Annotated in this window: 15 protein-coding genes; 11 read left to right on the forward strand and 4 right to left on the reverse strand. The window is 69.2% G+C overall.

Annotated features, from left to right (window positions below; all coding sequences use genetic code 11):
• Positions 1-7: 7 nt before the first annotated feature.
• The 5 genes from SNOV_RS21885 to SNOV_RS21905 all read left to right on the forward strand — a co-directional run bounded on the left by SNOV_RS21885 (position 8) and on the right by SNOV_RS21905 (position 6623).
• A complete protein-coding gene (locus SNOV_RS21885; protein WP_013169159.1) occupies positions 8-445 on the forward strand; it encodes a GtrA family protein in 438 nt (145 codons plus the stop codon).
• 74 nt (positions 446-519) lie between these two features.
• Entirely contained in the window at positions 520-1368 is an 849-nt protein-coding gene (locus SNOV_RS21890) for an ImuA family protein (RefSeq protein ID WP_013169160.1), read from the forward strand.
• On the forward strand, positions 1343-2830 hold the full coding sequence (locus tag SNOV_RS21895; protein WP_013169161.1) for a Y-family DNA polymerase: 1488 nt from the start codon (positions 1343-1345) through the stop codon (positions 2828-2830). Before SNOV_RS21890 ends, SNOV_RS21895 begins: the two co-directional genes overlap by 26 nt.
• 29 nt (positions 2831-2859) lie before the next feature.
• A complete protein-coding gene (locus SNOV_RS21900; protein ID WP_187291165.1) occupies positions 2860-6249 on the forward strand; it encodes an error-prone DNA polymerase in 3390 nt (1129 codons plus the stop codon).
• A 92-nt stretch (positions 6250-6341) separates the two neighbouring features.
• Positions 6342-6623, forward strand: coding sequence for a hypothetical protein (locus SNOV_RS21905; RefSeq protein ID WP_013169163.1), 282 nt, complete (start codon positions 6342-6344; stop codon positions 6621-6623).
• 79 nt (positions 6624-6702) lie between these two features.
• On the opposite strand, the gene SNOV_RS21910 is transcribed toward SNOV_RS21905, so the two are convergent.
• On the reverse strand, positions 6703-7251 hold the full coding sequence (locus tag SNOV_RS21910) for a YidB family protein (protein ID WP_013169164.1): 549 nt from the start codon (positions 7249-7251) through the stop codon (positions 6703-6705).
• Positions 7252-7326: 75 nt separating this feature from the next.
• On the opposite strand from SNOV_RS21910, the gene SNOV_RS21915 reads away from it, so the two are divergent.
• Positions 7327-7581: a GlsB/YeaQ/YmgE family stress response membrane protein gene (locus tag SNOV_RS21915; protein WP_013169165.1), complete on the forward strand. Its 255-nt coding sequence runs from the start codon at positions 7327-7329 to the stop codon at positions 7579-7581.
• A gap of 12 nt (positions 7582-7593) precedes the next feature.
• Here SNOV_RS21915 and SNOV_RS21920 read toward each other — a convergent pair whose 3' ends face one another.
• Entirely contained in the window at positions 7594-8928 is a 1335-nt protein-coding gene (locus tag SNOV_RS21920; RefSeq protein WP_013169166.1) for an NAD(P)H-dependent oxidoreductase, read from the reverse strand.
• A gap of 123 nt (positions 8929-9051) precedes the next feature.
• Positions 9052-10074: a sugar-binding transcriptional regulator gene (locus tag SNOV_RS21925; RefSeq protein ID WP_013169167.1), complete on the reverse strand. Its 1023-nt coding sequence runs from the start codon at positions 10072-10074 to the stop codon at positions 9052-9054.
• A gap of 181 nt (positions 10075-10255) precedes the next feature.
• On the opposite strand from SNOV_RS21925, the gene SNOV_RS21930 reads away from it, so the two are divergent.
• Positions 10256-10705, forward strand: coding sequence for a MarR family winged helix-turn-helix transcriptional regulator (locus tag SNOV_RS21930; protein WP_013169168.1), 450 nt, complete (start codon positions 10256-10258; stop codon positions 10703-10705).
• Here the strand turns inward: SNOV_RS21930 and SNOV_RS21935 are convergent.
• Entirely contained in the window at positions 10695-11645 is a 951-nt protein-coding gene (locus SNOV_RS21935; protein WP_013169169.1) for a LysR family transcriptional regulator, read from the reverse strand. The genes SNOV_RS21930 and SNOV_RS21935 overlap by 11 nt on opposite strands.
• A 192-nt stretch (positions 11646-11837) precedes the next feature.
• Between SNOV_RS21935 and SNOV_RS21940 the strand changes: the two genes are divergently transcribed.
• The 4 genes from SNOV_RS21940 to moaB all read left to right on the forward strand — a co-directional run bounded on the left by SNOV_RS21940 (position 11838) and on the right by moaB (position 15137).
• Positions 11838-12770 (forward strand): ring-cleaving dioxygenase, encoded by a 933-nt coding sequence (locus SNOV_RS21940; protein WP_013169170.1) that lies wholly within the window; start codon positions 11838-11840, stop codon positions 12768-12770.
• Positions 12771-12944: 174 nt separating this feature from the next.
• Entirely contained in the window at positions 12945-13577 is a 633-nt protein-coding gene (locus SNOV_RS21945; RefSeq protein ID WP_041783771.1) for an alpha/beta hydrolase, read from the forward strand.
• A 100-nt stretch (positions 13578-13677) separates the two neighbouring features.
• Positions 13678-14574: a KPN_02809 family neutral zinc metallopeptidase gene (gene ypfJ / locus SNOV_RS21950; RefSeq protein WP_013169172.1), complete on the forward strand. Its 897-nt coding sequence runs from the start codon at positions 13678-13680 to the stop codon at positions 14572-14574.
• Positions 14574-15137, forward strand: coding sequence for a molybdenum cofactor biosynthesis protein B (moaB, locus tag SNOV_RS21955; protein ID WP_013169173.1), 564 nt, complete (start codon positions 14574-14576; stop codon positions 15135-15137). Before ypfJ ends, moaB begins: the two co-directional genes overlap by 1 nt.
• Positions 15138-15140 lie beyond the last annotated feature (3 nt).

Below are 15140 nucleotides of genomic sequence, written 5' to 3' on the forward strand. Positions count from 1 at the left end.
GCGTGTCATGGCGGGCATGGTGCAGCAGGACGGGGCGGCGGGCCGGTGGCCGGCGCTGGTCGCCCGCGCCCGCCATCTCCTGCTCTTTGCCGCGCTCGGCGGCATCGGCACGCTCGCCCATTACGCCGTGCTGATCGGGCTGGTGCAGGGCGGCGTTGCCGGGCCGGTGGCGGGCTCGACCGCCGGCTTTCTCGTCGGCGGTCTCACCAACTACCAGCTCAACCGCCGCATCGTCTTCCGCTCGACCAAGCCTCACCATGAGGCGATGACCAAGTTCTTCCTCATCGCCGGCATCGGCCTCGTCATCAACGCCGCGCTGATGGCGCTGCTCACCGGCCCGCTCGCCGCACCCTATCTGCCGGCGCAGGTGCTGGTCACCGGCCTGCTGGTGCTGTGGCACTATGCCGGCAACGCGCTGTGGACCTTCCGCGCCGGGGAGGGGTGAAGGGCGTCTTGACTCTCGGGCCGGAAAGAGTCGTTCTATAGAACAAAACATGAACGATCTTGAGTGCGCCGATCATGGACACCGTCCGCGACATCGCCGCGCTGAGGCAGAAGCTCGCCGGGCTGGAGGCGGAGCGCCTGCCTGGCGTGGCCTCCTCCTTCTCCCTCGGCGCCGCCGGGCCGGCGCAAATCGCGCTCGCCCGCGGCGCGTTGCACGAGGTGCAGGCGAGCTATAGCGCCGACCTGCAGGCCGCCGCCGGCTTCACCTTGGCGCTGGCCCTGCGCGCGGCGGGTCCGCAGGCTCGGCCGATCCTGTGGATACGGCAGGACCTCACCGAGGCCGAGCTCGGCCGGCCCGAGGCGCTGGGCCTCGCCGCGCTCGGGCTCGACCCATCTCGGCTGATCCTGGTGCGGGCGCCGGATGCGGTCGAGGTGCTGCGGACGGCGGGCGACGCGGTGCGCTGCCCCGGCCTTGGGGCGCTCGTCATCGAGCCCTGGGGCGAGCCCAAGGCGCTCGACCTCACCGCCACCCGGCGCCTGTCGCTGCGCGCCGCCGCCTCCGGCGTGACGAGCTTTCTTTTGCGCGCCGCCGCCCGCGCCGCGCCGACCGCGGTGGCGACGCGCTGGCGCGTGGCGCCGGCCGTCTCTTCGCCGCTGGATGGCGACTGGGGCGTCGATGTGCCCGGCTACCCGGCCTTCGCCGTCACCTTGCTGCGCCATCGCGGCGGCGAGGGCGCCCGCCCGGTCGAGGGCGGCACATGGAATCTGGAGTGGGACCATGAGACACGTTCCTTCCGCGACCTCCCCCCGCTATCTCGCGCTGTGGTTCCCATTCCTGCCGGCCGACCGGCTGGAGCGGATCCGGCAGCGGAGAAGCGGGGCGAGAAGTGGGGCGAGGTTGCCGCGTTCCGTCGCGCCGGCTGACGACCCGCTCGCGCGCGCGCCGCTGGTCTTCGTCGAGAAGGCGGAGAACGCCCTGCGCCTCGCCGCCGTCGACCGGCTGGCGCGGCGGCGCGGCCTCGCGCCCGGCCTGACGCTGGCGGATGCCCGCGCGCGCATCCCCGACCTCGCGGTGGTGGAGCATGACGCGCATGCCGACGCCGCCTTCCTGGAGGAGGTGGCGGATGATTGCGACCGCTGGACGCCGCTGGTCGCGCTCGACGCGCCGGACGGGCTGACCCTCGACATCACCGGCTGCGCCCATCTTTTCGGCGGCGATGCGGCGATGCGCGCGCGTCTGCTCGCCCATCTGGAGCGCCACGGCCTCGGCGCCTTCGCCGTCATCGCCGGCACGCCCGACGCCGCGCGGGCGCTGGCGCGGGTAGGGCAGGGTGGGGTGGTTCCGCCGGGCGGCGAGGCGCAGGCGGTGGCGGGGCTTCCCGTCGCCCTGCTCGGGGTGGGCGAGGAGATCGTCACCGGCCTGTCCCGTGCCGGCCTCAAGACCATCGGCGATCTCGCCGCGCGGCCCGGCACGCCCTTCGCCGCCCGTTTCGGTGAGGATTTGCTCGCCCGGCTGCGCCGCACGCTGGGACGCGAGGATGTGCGCATCGTGCCGCGCCGGCCGCTGCCGGCGGCGATCGCCGAGCGGCGCTTCCCCGAGCCCATCGCCCGCGCCGAGGACATAGACGGCACGCTGGCGCTTCTGGTCGACGATCTCGCTCTGATGCTGGAGGCGCGCGGCGAGGGCGGGCGGGCCTTCGAAGCCTCCTTCTTCCGCGCCGACGGCGCGGTGCGCCGGCTGAAGGTCGAGACCGCGCGGCCCTCGCGCGATGCGCGCGCACTTGCCCGGCTCTGGCGCGAGAAGATCGAGGCGCTGGCCGATCCCATCGATCCCGGCTTCGGCTTCGATCTCGTGCGCCTCTCCGTGCTGCGGGCCGAGGCACTTACCCCGGCGCAGGTGAGCCTCGACGGCCGCGCGGTCGAGGAGGAGGAGGTGGCGGCGCTGGTCGACCGGCTGGCCGTGCGGCTCGGGCGCGAACGGGTGCTGCGCTTCATGCTGCGCGACACCCACGATCCCGACCGCGCCAGTACCCTCGTACCTGCCGGCGATCTGCCGGCCTCGCATACCGCGCCGCCCGACAGTCTCCCCCGGCCGCTGACCCTGTTCGATCCGCCCCAGCCGGTCGAGGCCATGGCCGAGGTGCCGGACGGCCCGCCTCTGCGCTTCCGTTGGCGGCGGGTGGTGCACGAGGTCGCCCGCGCCGAAGGGCCGGAGCGCATCGCCCCGGAATGGTGGCGGCAGAAGGAAGGCGCGCCCGCCGCGCCCACGCGCGATTATTTCCGCGTCGAGAACCGCGAGGGCCGCCGCTTCTGGTTGTTCCGCGCCGGTCTCTATGGCCGCGAGACGGACCAGCCGCGCTGGTTCCTGCACGGGCTGTTCCCGTGACTTCCGCGAGCCCCCCCTTCTTCGCGGAGATGGTCACCGCCTCCAACTTCTCCTTCCTGCGCGGCGCGTCGAAAGCGGAGTGGCTGGTGCTGCAATCGCTGCTCCTCGGCCATGCCAGTATCGGCATCGCCGACCGCAACACCGTAGCCGGCGTGGTACGCGCCTATGCGGCGCTGAAGGATATCGGCGAGCGCTTTACCGGCTTCTGGAAGGTGCCGAAGCAGGAGAGGAAAGAGCCGAAGAAGGGCGAGGAGGATGAGGTCACGCGCCTCATTCGCCAATGGGCCGAGGCGGCGGCCGATGCCGGCCTCGGCCCGGAGCTACCCCCCTTCACCCTCGTCGTCGGTGCCCGGCTGGTCTTCGCCGACGGCACGCCGGACATCGTCGCCCATGCACAGGACCGCGACGGCTGGGGGCGGCTCTGCCGCCTGCTCACCGCCGGCAATCTGCGCGGCGCCAAGGGCGAGTGCATCCTCAAGCTCGATGATCTCCTCGCCGATGCGCGGGGCCTGTCGCTCATCCTCATGCCGCCGCGCGACGTGCCGGCGAAGAGGCTCGCCGGCCTCAAGGATGTGCTGGCGCAGCTCGACGAGGCGGCGCCCGGCTCGCTCTGGCTCGGCGCGGCCATGGTGCGCAAGGGCGACGACCGCCGCCGCCTCGCGGCGCTGAAGGCGCTCGCCACGAAGACCCGCGTGCCGCTCCTCGCCACCAATGACGTGCTCTATCACCACCCCGCCGAGCGCGACCTGCAAAACGTGCTCACCTGCATCCGCGAGGGCGTGACCATCGAGGCGGCGGGGCGCCTCCTGGACGCCAATGCCGAGCGGCACCTCAAGCCGCCACAGGAGATGGTGCGCTTGTTCCGCGATGCGCCGGAGGCGGTGGAGGAAACGCGCAACTTTCTCGCCCGCATCGACTTCTCGCTGGGCGATCTGAAATACGAATATCCCGAGGAGCCGGTGCCGCCCGGCTACACGCCGCAGGCCAAGCTTGAGGAGCTGACCTGGCAGCGCGCCGCCATCCGCTATCCCGAGGGCGTGCCGGATAAGGTGGTAGGCCAGCTAAATACCGAGCTCGCCCTCATAGGCGAACTCGGTTATGCCTCCTATTTCCTCACCATCCGGGACATCGTCGAATTCGCCGAGAAGGAACGCATCCTCTGCCAGGGGCGCGGCTCGGCGGCCAATTCCGCCGTCTGCTACGTGCTCGGCATCACCGCCGTCGATCCGTTCGAGAGCGAGCTCCTGTTCGAGCGCTTCCTTTCGAAGGAACGGCGGGAGCCGCCCGACATCGATGTCGATTTCGAGCATGAGCGCCGCGAGGAGGTGATCCAGTATGTCTATCGGCGCTATGGCCGGCACCGCGCCGGCATCGTCGCCACCGTCATCTCCTATCGTCCGCGCAGCGCCATACGCGATGTCGGCAAGGCGCTCGGCCTCACCGAGGACGTCACCGCCCGCCTCGCCGGCACAGTGTGGGGCAGTTGGGGCGATGACATCAAGGACAGCCAGGCGCGCGAGGCTGGGCTCGATCCTTCCAATCCTATGGTCGCCCGCGCCATCGGCCTGGCGGTGCGCCTGCTCGGCTTCCCGCGCCACCTCTCCCAGCATGTCGGCGGCTTCGTGCTGACCCAGAACCGGCTCGACGAGACGGTGCCGATCGGCAATGCGGCGATGAAGGACCGCACCTTCATCGAATGGGACAAGGACGACATCGACACGCTCGGCCTCCTGAAGGTCGATGTGCTGGCGCTCGGCATGCTCACCTGCATCCGCAAGGCGCTCGACCTGATGCGCGAGCACGAAGGGATCGACTACGGCCTCGCCGAGGTGCCGAGGGAGCAGCCGGATGTCTACGCCATGCTGCAGAAGGGCGATTCCATCGGCGTGTTCCAGGTGGAGAGCCGCGCGCAGATCAACATGCTGCCGCGCCTGAAGCCGCGGAAGCTCTACGACCTCGTCATCCAGGTCGCCATCGTCCGCCCCGGCCCGATCCAGGGCAACATGGTGCATCCCTATCTGCGCCGGCGCGAAAGAAGTGAGCCCATCGTCTATCCCTCGCCGGGGCCGCAATACCGGCAGGACGAGCTATATGATGTTCTCGAACGCACCCTCGGCGTGCCGCTGTTCCAGGAACAGGCGATGAAGCTCGCCATGGTCGCCGCCGAGTTCTCGTCGGAGGAGGCGAACCAGCTGCGCCGCGCCATGGCGACCTTCCGCAATCTCGGTACCATCGGCAAGTTCCAGGGCATGCTGATCGGCCGGATGGTGCGGCGCGGCTATGAGCGCGCCTTCGCCGAGCGCTGCTTCGAGCAGATCAAGGGGTTCGGCGAATATGGCTTCCCGGAGAGCCACGCCGCCTCCTTCGCCAAGCTGGTCTACATCTCCGCCTTCATCAAATGCCGCCACCCGGCCGCCTTCGCCGTGGCGCTGCTGAACTCCCAGCCCATGGGCTTCTATGCTCCGGCGCAGATCGTGCGCGACGCTCGCGAGCACGGCGTCGAGATCCGCCCGCCCGACGTCAATTACAGCTTCCACGACAATACGCTGGAGCGCGATGCTCCCGGTGAGTCACTCGCACTGCGGCTGGGCTTGCGGCAGATCGACGGTTTCAGCGAGGAATGGTCGGAACGGCTCGTCGAGGCGAGAGCGGGCGGCTTCGTCAGGGACATCGAGACGCTGTTCCGCCGCGCCGGCCTTCCCGTCGGCGCGCTGCGCAAATTGGCCGATGCCGACGCCTTCGGCTCGCTCGGGCTCGACCGGCGCGAGGCGGCGTGGATCGTGCGTCGGCTGCCGAACGACGCGCCGCTGCCGCTCTTCGCCGCCGCGCAGGCGCGCGAACTGGGCGCCGACGCCGACGCGCATCTGCCGCTCATGCCGCTGCCCGAGCAGATCGCCGTCGACTACCAGACCACGCGGCTGTCGCTCAAAGGTCACCCCATGGGGATGCTGCGCGAGGTCTTCGCCGCAGAGGGCGTCGCTTCCAGTGCCGAGGTCTCGGCGTTGCGCGACGGCACCTATGTGCGTGCGGCCGGCGTAGTGCTGGTGCGCCAGCGGCCGGGCAAGGGCAACGCGGTCTTCATGACGCTGGAGGACGAGACCGGCATCGTCAACGTGCTGCTCTGGGCGCGGCTGTTCGAGCGCTTCCGCGCGCAGGTGATGGGATCGCGTCTCGTCGTGGTGGAAGGGCGGGTGCAGAAGAGCAAGGAGGGCGTCGTGCATGTGATGGGCGAGCGGGTGTTCGACCGTTCCTCGGAACTGTCCCGCCTGTTCGACGGCCCAGCGCGCCTGCCGCGCCCGCAAATCGACTCCGGACAGGACGAGCGCCCGCGGTCGGGACACATGCTGGCCGGCCGGCGCTCCGGCCATGGCCATCCGCGGCAGGTGCGCATCATGCCGAAGTCGCGCGACTTCCATTGAGGACGGCCTGTCGCGCGCGGGCCCTGTCGGTGTTAGTGAAACGCCCGACACGGCGCGCGGCGCCGGCACGGGACAAGACAGGGAGACCCGCCATGGTGGGCCGGTTCGACGACTGGGAGAAGGACGACAAGGGGCACCTCAAGGTATGGCCGATGCTCGCCTTCACCACCGCTCTGTTCGGGGCGGAGAAAGTGGGGCTTCGCATCGAGATCGGCACCCAGCAGCCGAAGCCCGGCGAGCCGGTGCCGGCGCTGCAACTGGTGCTCGATCCCTCGCAGGTGCGCCAGCTCGCCGAGGCGCTGGCCGAGGCCGAGGCGCGCCTCGCCGACGCCCGCTTCACCACCATCGCGACGTCGGGACCGGGGAACGCCTGAGCGCGGCTTCACGCCGTACCGCTACGCGGCAGGTGCCTGTGAAGCCCTGACCGCGCGCGCCCTGACCTCATAGACGCAACTACGCGGCTTCCACCCGTCCGTTCGGCGTGTAGGCATCCACGGCCTTGGGAAGGGTGCGCGTCAGACGCGCCAGCAATTCCTCGCGCGACAGGCCGGTCTGCTGCGCCAGCGTCTCGAGCACGTCGGGGCCGATGGCATGCTCGAGATTGCGGTCGTCGATCTCGCGGTTCTCGCCCGTGCCGACCCAGGAATCAGCCTCGTCATGGCCGTTCTGGCGGAAGCGCTCCAGCAGTTCGGAAAGCCCGTTTTGCACGATCGTGCCTGAGGAGGCGCCGCCGAGCAGGCCGCCGAGCCCACCGAGCAGGCCGCCAAGCCCGCCCCCGAGACCGCTACCACCAAAGCCGCCGCCTTCCTGGGCCCGGTCGAGCTCGTCGGGCAAGACGGGCGGATTGGGCGGGCTCAATCTGTCGGGCGTTCCCGACTGTCCGGGCTGGGCGCCCTGAGTGGCGCCCCTGATCATCTCGGCGATCTTGTCACGGTTCTGGTAGCCGGCCACGGCCAGCAGCGCGAGAAGCGCCGTCATCGACGGAAATGCGCGATTGTTCATCGTCGTCCCTCCCAAGTCAGTCAAGGAACCAAACCGGGAGGGATCGGTTCCCTCGGAACCGGAGGGAGCAGCACCATGGGATTCATCTGGACGATCGTCATCGGCTTCGTGGCCGGCATCATCGCCAAGTTCATCATGCCCGGCGACAACGAGCCGTCGGGATTCATCCTGACGACCATTCTCGGCATCGTCGGCGCCTTCGTCGCCACCTTCCTCGGGCAGGCGATGGGATGGTACGGGCCGAATGAGGGGGCGGGCCTCATCGGCGCCGTGGTCGGCGCGCTCATCGTGCTGTTCGTCTACGGCGCTATCGTGCGCCGCCGCGCCTGAACGGCGGCCGGCTCAGGCGGCGAGATACTGCGTATCGGCCTGGTCGAGCCGGCGGCGCAGCTGCGTCACCAATAGCTGCTCGTCCGGCGCGCAATTGTCGTAGGTCAGCCGCTCGCCGGCCTTGATCGGCTTCAGAACCCGCGACCTCTCGGCAAGGCCGAGCGGCAGGGCGAAGCTGTTTCGGGCATCGCGCCAACCCATGGCGTAGCCGCGATAGTCGTACTCGCCGATCTTGCCGAGCGTGTCGCCGGGCTTCAGGTCGCGCTTGGCGACCGCCGCGCATTCCGCCACCGGATGGTCGAGCACCTCCATGTCGGGGCGCTTGTGCAGCACCGCGCGCACCGCCGAGAGCGGCACTTCCAGGCTGGTGAGGTGGAAGGGGCGGATCAGCGCGAAACACGGTCCCGGACCGACCTTGAGGTCGGCCATGCGCTCGATCACCCGCGGATGGCGCGGCTTGACGATGCAGAACACGCCCGGTGCCACGCCCTTGCCGAGGGTGAAGTCGACTACGCCGGCGCGGTTGAGGATGCCGCCATCCTCCTTGGTGCAGAGCACCTGAGCCAGCACGTCGCGGTCGGCGTGCGGACCGTGCATGCCCGGCACGTCCGGCACAAGGCCGGTGGCGTTGGCGAGCGCGGTCATCTCCACCATGGTCTTGGAGCCGTCGACGAACTCGACCAGCATACGCGGATTCATGTTGCGCGCCTTCGCCTCCGCGGCGAATTCGTCGGGCACGGCGTCGGGCTTGAAGGCGTTGTTCTTGGCCTTGCCGGCGCAGACGATGTCGAAGCCGAGCGACTGGGCGAAGCCGATCAACTCAATGGTGGCGGCCGGCTCGTCGCCGGCGGCGCCGGTCAGCACCACGCCGGCCTTGCGCGCTTCTTCCTTGAGGAAGCGGCCGATGGTGATGTCGGCCTCGACGCTCAGCAGCACCACGTGCTTGCCGTTGCGGATCGCCTCCAGCGAGACGATGGTGCCGATGTTCGGGCTGCCGGTGGCGTCGATGACGACATCGATGTGCCCGGCCGCGCACATGGCGCGGTAATCGTCGGTTATGGGCAGCCGGCCGGCTTCGATGGCGCGGTCGATCTGCTCGGCCGTCGAGGCGGAGACGATGTCTTCGCGGGAATGGCCAGCCATCAGCGCCGCGTCGATCGCGGCCTGCGGGTTCATCTCGACCACGGCGCCGATGCGCACGCCCGGCATCAGCGCCGCCTGCACGATGAGGTCGGTGCCCATCTGGCCGGCACCGGCGAGGCCGATCGTCACCGGCCCGTGCTTGGCGGTCCACTGTTCCAGCTCGGCGGCGATGCCCGACCGCACGATCCCGTTTGCCCCGAGCATCGACTGACCTTTCCTCATGCGTTCCCGGCGTTCCTTGTGCGTCCGTCTTGAAGCGGACGTGTCGCGCTCTTCGGTACTCGACATTTCATCGAAGGCAAAGAGCGGGTTGTCGCAAGGGCGGCCTCAATATGCCGCGCCAACCTCCTGAAGCACCGCGGCGGCGGTCACCTCGTCGGTGATGAACACGGTCGGGCGCAGCATGCGCAGCGCGGCGATCACCGCCCGGGTCTTGCCCGGCCCGCCGGAGGTGAGGATGCGCTCGGGCGTCGCCTGCATGGTCTCGACCGGGATCGACATGACGCGGGTGTTGATCGGGTGGTCGATCGGCCGGCCGTCCATGTCGATGAAGTTGTAGACCACGTCACCCACCGCGCCGGCGGCGATCAGCGAGGCCCAATCGGCGTCGGAGAAGAAGCCGAAGCGCAGCGCAGTGCTCTCCGCCTCCATCTCGCCGACGCTGACCACCACCGCGTCCATCTCGCGCGCCAGGCTGTAGACCGCGCCGAGGCCGCAGCGCTCGATCAGCGCCTGCTTGGTCTCGATGCTGTCGACGATGGCGGGCGCAGCGATGAGGTGACAGTCGGCCTGGAACAGCCGTGAGAGCTGCCAGGCGAATTCGGACGGGTTGTACTGCTTGGCCTTGGTGATGCCGCCGAGCAGCGAGATCACCGACAGGTTCGACACCGTCTTCTCGTCGATGAAGCCGAGCGCGCGCATCAGCGTGCGGCCCCAGCCGAAACCGATGGTCATGTCGGAGCGGATGAGCTCGGAGATGAACTGGCCGGTCGCCGCGCCGATGGCGCTGGTCGGGTCGGCAAGCGGGCCGGAGAGCGGGGCGACCACCGCCTCGCGCAGGCCGAACGCCTTTTGCAGCCCCATCTCCAGCCGCGGCAGCTCGGCGATCTCGCGGCTGAGCGAGATCTTGACCTCGTTGAGCTGGCGGGCATCGGCGAGCAGGCGCACCACGGTGACGCGGCCGATATCGAGCGCCTCGGCGATGGCGCTCTGCGTCATGCCCTCGACATAGTACATCCAGGCTGCGCGCAGCCTCAGCCGCGCCGAGCGCCGGCCGATCGGGCTCAGCTCGCCGAGCGGCTCCGGCTCGGGCTGCCCGCCCGGCCTGGTCGTCGCGGCTTCCCCCGACATGCGCACTCTTCCCCAAATGATGCGACGCTGCCCTGAGAAAGCGCCGCCGTCCTCAAAATTGGCCGCCTAGAGGCCGGTTGCGCCCTTTGCAAGGCGCGAATGACGAGTTTACGCAAAAACCCGCTTGTCGTCGCGTCCTGCACGGGGCACGGTGCCCAGCCTAGGCTCCTTCGGTCCCGGCATGTCCAGCACACACGATAAACTGAAGCTCGAGGATTTCCTCTGCTTCGCCGTCTATTCGGCCAACCACGCCTTCAACCGCGTCTACAAGCCGCTGCTCGACCGGCTGGGCCTGACCTATCCGCAATATGTCGCCATGGTCACGCTGTGGGCGGAGGATGGGCTCACCGTCGGCCAGATCGGCGACCGCGTGATGCTCGAGACCAATACGCTCACCCCGCTGCTCAAGCGGCTGGAGAGTGCCGGGCTGGTGCGCCGGGTGCGCGACGCCGCCGACGAGCGGCAGGTGCGCATTCATCTCACCGAGAAAGGCCGGGCGCTACGCCCCGAAGCCGAGCGCATCCCGCGCGAGATGGGCATCTGCCTCGACCGCGACGCCGAGGCGATCGGTGAGCTCACCGGCGAGCTCACCCGCGTGCGCGACAAGCTGCTCTCCCGCCTCAAGCCGTAACCGCGCCGCCTTCCGTCATCTCCTGCAGGCCGGTCTGCCCTTCGATGAAGCGACGGTGGCGGGCAATCTCGCCGCCGAGGAAGTCGAGGAAGGCGCGCACGCGCGGCGAGTGGCGCAGGTCCGGATGAGTCAGCAGCCAGAGGTCGGCGGCATAGTCGTCATTTGCCGGGCCGAGGCGCACCAGCGAGGGGCGCGCATCGCCGATGAAACAGGGTATGTGGCCGATGCCGATGCCTGCCTCCACCGCCTCGGCGAGGCCAAGCACCGAGTTGATCTTGTAGGCCACCTTCTCCGGCGCGACGTTCTCCTGCACGAACTTCACCGTCTTGAGTGAGCCGAGGCTGTCGCCGAGCGACACCCAGTTATGGGCGTCGAGCTCCTCCGGCGACACTTCGCCCGGCGCGGGGAAATCGGCGGCACGTCCATAGAGCGCCCAGGCGATGCGGGCAACGCGCCGGCCGACGAGGTTCTCCGGCGGGTTGTCGGTGGCGCGCACGGCGACGTCGGCGTCACGCTTGGAGAGATTCAGCGCCTGATTGCTCAGCACCATGTCGAGCCGCACTTCGGGGTAGCGCTCGCGGAAGGTTGCCAGCATCGGCATCAGCAGGTGGATCAGCAGCGAATCCGGCGTGGTGACGCGCAACTCGCCCGAGGGCGCCGGCTCGCGCCCGGCGAGCTTGCGGCCGACCGCGGTGATCTCCTCGTCGAGCCGGTTGGCCAGCGCCACCATCTCCTCGCCGGCGGGAGTGAGCGCATAGCCGGTGCGGTGGCGCTCGAACAGCACCGCGCCCAGCGCCTCCTCGATCTGCTTGAGCCGGCGGAACACGGTGGAGTGGTTCACCCCCATCGCCGCCGCTGCCGCCGGAAGGCCCTTGGCGTCCGCCACGGCCTTGATCAGCCGGAAGTCGTCCCAGGCGAGATTCTTGAAAGCCTCGGCCATGCTGCTCCCCGCGTTGCCGTCTCTCTAGTTAAGCTTTTGTCTGGAAAGGAATTTTCCTGTCGATGACGGAGGCGACCATAGCAGCAGAAACGACATTGCGTCAACGCAATTGAATGGGCATGGCATTGCGTCGATGCCGGGTTATCTCTTGTCCCGAGACGAGCGCAGGTCGCGCTCACAGGAGGGCAAACCATGAACCGCAACGGCATCCATCATGTGACGGCGATCGCTGGCAATGCGCGCCGTAACGTCGAGTTCTACACCCGCACCCTTGGCCTCCGGCTGGTCAAGAAGACCGTCAATTTCGACGATCCGGGTACCTATCACTTCTATTACGGCGACGAGGCCGGCGCGCCCGGCACCATCCTCACCTTCTTCCCGTGGGACCATGTGGCGCCCGGCCGGCTCGGCATCGGCGAGACGCAGGAGACCGCGTTCCGCGTGCCGGAAGGTTCGCTCGGCTACTGGACGCACCGCTTCGTCGAGAAGGGCGTGTCGCACAGCGCGCCGGTGAAGCGCTTCGGCGAGAGCGTGCTGTCGTTCAAGGACCCGCACGGCATGCGCCTCGCTCTCGTCGGCGTCCCCGGCGCGGAGAACGAGCCGGCCTGGATCGGCACCGACGTTCCTGCCGAGCACGCCATCCGCGGCTTCCACAGCGTGAACCTGCTGCTGGCCGAGGCGGCGCCCACCGGCGCGATCCTGACCGATGTCTTCGGCTTCACCGAGATCGGCCGCGAGGGCTCGCTGGTGCGCTTCAAGGCCGAGGGCACGGATATCGGCGGCATCGTCGACATCCATGAAGCCGGCGGCTTCCTCCCCGCCCGCATGGGCGGCGGCTCGGTGCATCACATCGCCTTCCGCGCCGCGGATGACACCGGCCAGGAGGAGATGGTGAGGAAGCTCGTGGAGAACCACGGCATCCGCACCACGGAGCAGAAGGACCGCAACTACTTCCGGTCCGTCTACTTCCGCGAGCCCGGCCACGTGCTGTTCGAGATCGCCACCGACGTTCCCGGCTTCGCCGCGGACGAGGCGCCGGCCAAGCTCGGCGAAGCGCTCAAGCTGCCGGACTTCCTCGAAGGCCGCCGCAGCCAGATCGAGGCCGTGCTGCCGGAGATCGCCTGAACCCATATGGCGCCGCCCCTTACCGGGCGGCGCCTTTTCCCAAGCATATCTGTCTCCCTCATGGCCGGGCTTGACCCGGCCACCCAGTGCCCGGGTGCACCCAGTCCCTCTGGGTCCCCGGGTCAAGCCCGGGGATGAGGGAACATGAATGAGGTCCCGAACGAGGAGGCTGCCATGACCGACACTGCGCTTTCCTTCGTGCATCGCTTCGAGCCCGGCACCGATGCCGGCGCCCGGCCGCTGCTGCTGCTCCACGGCACCGGTGGGGACGAGAGCGACCTGATCCAGCTTGGCCGGATGATCGCGCCTGGCACCGCCCTGCTGTCGCCGCGCGGAAAGGTGTTGGAGGGCGGGGCGCCGCGCTTCTTTCGCCGCCTGCGCGAAGGCGTGTTCGACGAGGAGGACGTGCGTTTCCGCGCCGCCGAACTGGCGGATTTCGTCGGCGAGGCGCGTGCGGCCTATGGCATTGCCGCGCCCATCGCGGTCGGCTTCTCCAATGGCGCCAATATCGCCGCCGCCACGCTGCTGACGCACCCCGAGGTGCTGGCCGGCGCGGTGCTGCTGCGCGCCATGGTGCCGCTCGCCGATCCGCCGGCGGCGGACCTGCGAGGCAAGGGTGTGCTGCTGCTCTCCGGCGCTGTCGATCCCATCGTGCCGGAGGAGAATGCCGCCCGGCTCGTCGCCCAGCTCACGGCGGCCGGGGCGCGCCTCGACCATCGCACGCTCCCCGTCGGGCATGGTCTTTCGCAGGCCGATCTGAACCTTGCACGGCAATGGCTTGCGGCCTCGCAGCCGCTCGCGGCGTGACGCTTCGGGAACCGGCGGCCCATCGGCGCATTGCCGCCACGGTGCGGGTGCATCACAATCGCACCGTGGTGGCAGGCTGACGCGGCGGAGGGACACGAGGATGCGGTGGGAGGATTTCCGGCGCAGCGACAATGTCGAGGACCGGCGCGGGCAGGGTGGTTTCGGCGGCGGTCGCATACCCGGCGGGCGCGGCGGGCTCGGCATTGGCGGGCTCATTGTCGTCGCTCTGATCGCCTGGGCGACCGGCATCAATCCCGCGGTGCTGATCGGCGGCGCCGAGATTCTGCTCGGCGATGGCAATGGCGGCACCAGCCAGCAGCAGGGAGCGCCGACGCAGCGCCAGCTCAGCCCGGAGGAGAAGAAGCTTGGCGAATTCGCCTCCGTCGTGCTCGCCCAGACCGAGGACGTCTGGGTGCCGATCTTCAAGGCGCAGGGCGAGACCTACCAAGAGCCGGGCATGGTGCTCTTCACCGGTGTCACCCGCTCTGCCTGCGGCACCGCGCAGTCGGCCGTCGGCCCGTTCTATTGCCCGCGCGACCAGAAGGTCTATCTCGACCTCTCCTTCTTCGACGAGATGAAACGCCGCTTCCGCGCGCCGGGCGACTTTGCCGCCGCCTATGTCATCGCCCATGAGGTCGGCCATCACGTCGAGAACCAGATCGGCATCCTGCCGCAGGTGCAGCAGCGCCAGCGTCAGGCCTCGCAGGCCGAGGCGAATGCGCTCTCGGTGCGCGTCGAGCTGATGGCCGACTGCCTCGCCGGCGTGTGGGCTTATCACGCCAACGAGCAGTGGCGCATCCTCGAGGAGGGCGACATCGAGGAGGCGCTGAACGCCGCCAGCGCCATCGGCGATGATCGGCTGCAGAAGCAGGCGCAGGGCTATGCGGTGCCGGACAGCTTCACCCATGGCAGCTCGGCGCAACGGGTGAAGTGGTTCAAGCAGGGGTTGAAATCCGGCTCCATGAAGCAGTGCAACACCTTCCAGGGCAACATCTGATGATCGCCGAGACACCCTTCGTGCCGCTCGCCATCGCGGTGTTGACCATCTCCGACACGCGCAGCTTCGCCGACGACCGCTCGGGCACCACGCTGGTCGAGCGAGTGGAGAAGGCCGGCCATCGGCTCGCCGACCGCGCCATCGTGCCGGACGACGTCGAGGCGATCCGCGCCCGCGTCTCCGGCTGGATCGCCGATCCGGCGGTCGATGTCGTCATCACCACCGGTGGCACCGGCTTCACCGGCCGTGACGTGACCCCTGAAGCCATCGAGCCGCTGTTCGAGAAGCGCATGGAAGGCTTCTCGACCGTGTTCCACATGGTGTCGTTCGGCAAGATCGGCACCTCGACGCTGCAGAGCCGTGCCACCGCCGGGGTGGCGAACTCGACCTACATCTTCTGCCTGCCGGGCTCGCCCGGCGCCTGCCGCGACGGCTGGGACGAGATCCTCGTCCACCAGCTCGACATACGCCACAAGCCCTGCAATTTCGTCGAGATCCTGCCCCGGCTCGACGAGCACCTGAAGCGCGGCAAGCTGCGCGTGCCGGCTGGGACGTCAGCCTGAGCG

This window comes from Ancylobacter novellus DSM 506 (genome assembly GCF_000092925.1).
Taxonomy (GTDB): Bacteria; Pseudomonadota; Alphaproteobacteria; order Rhizobiales; family Xanthobacteraceae; genus Ancylobacter; species Ancylobacter novellus.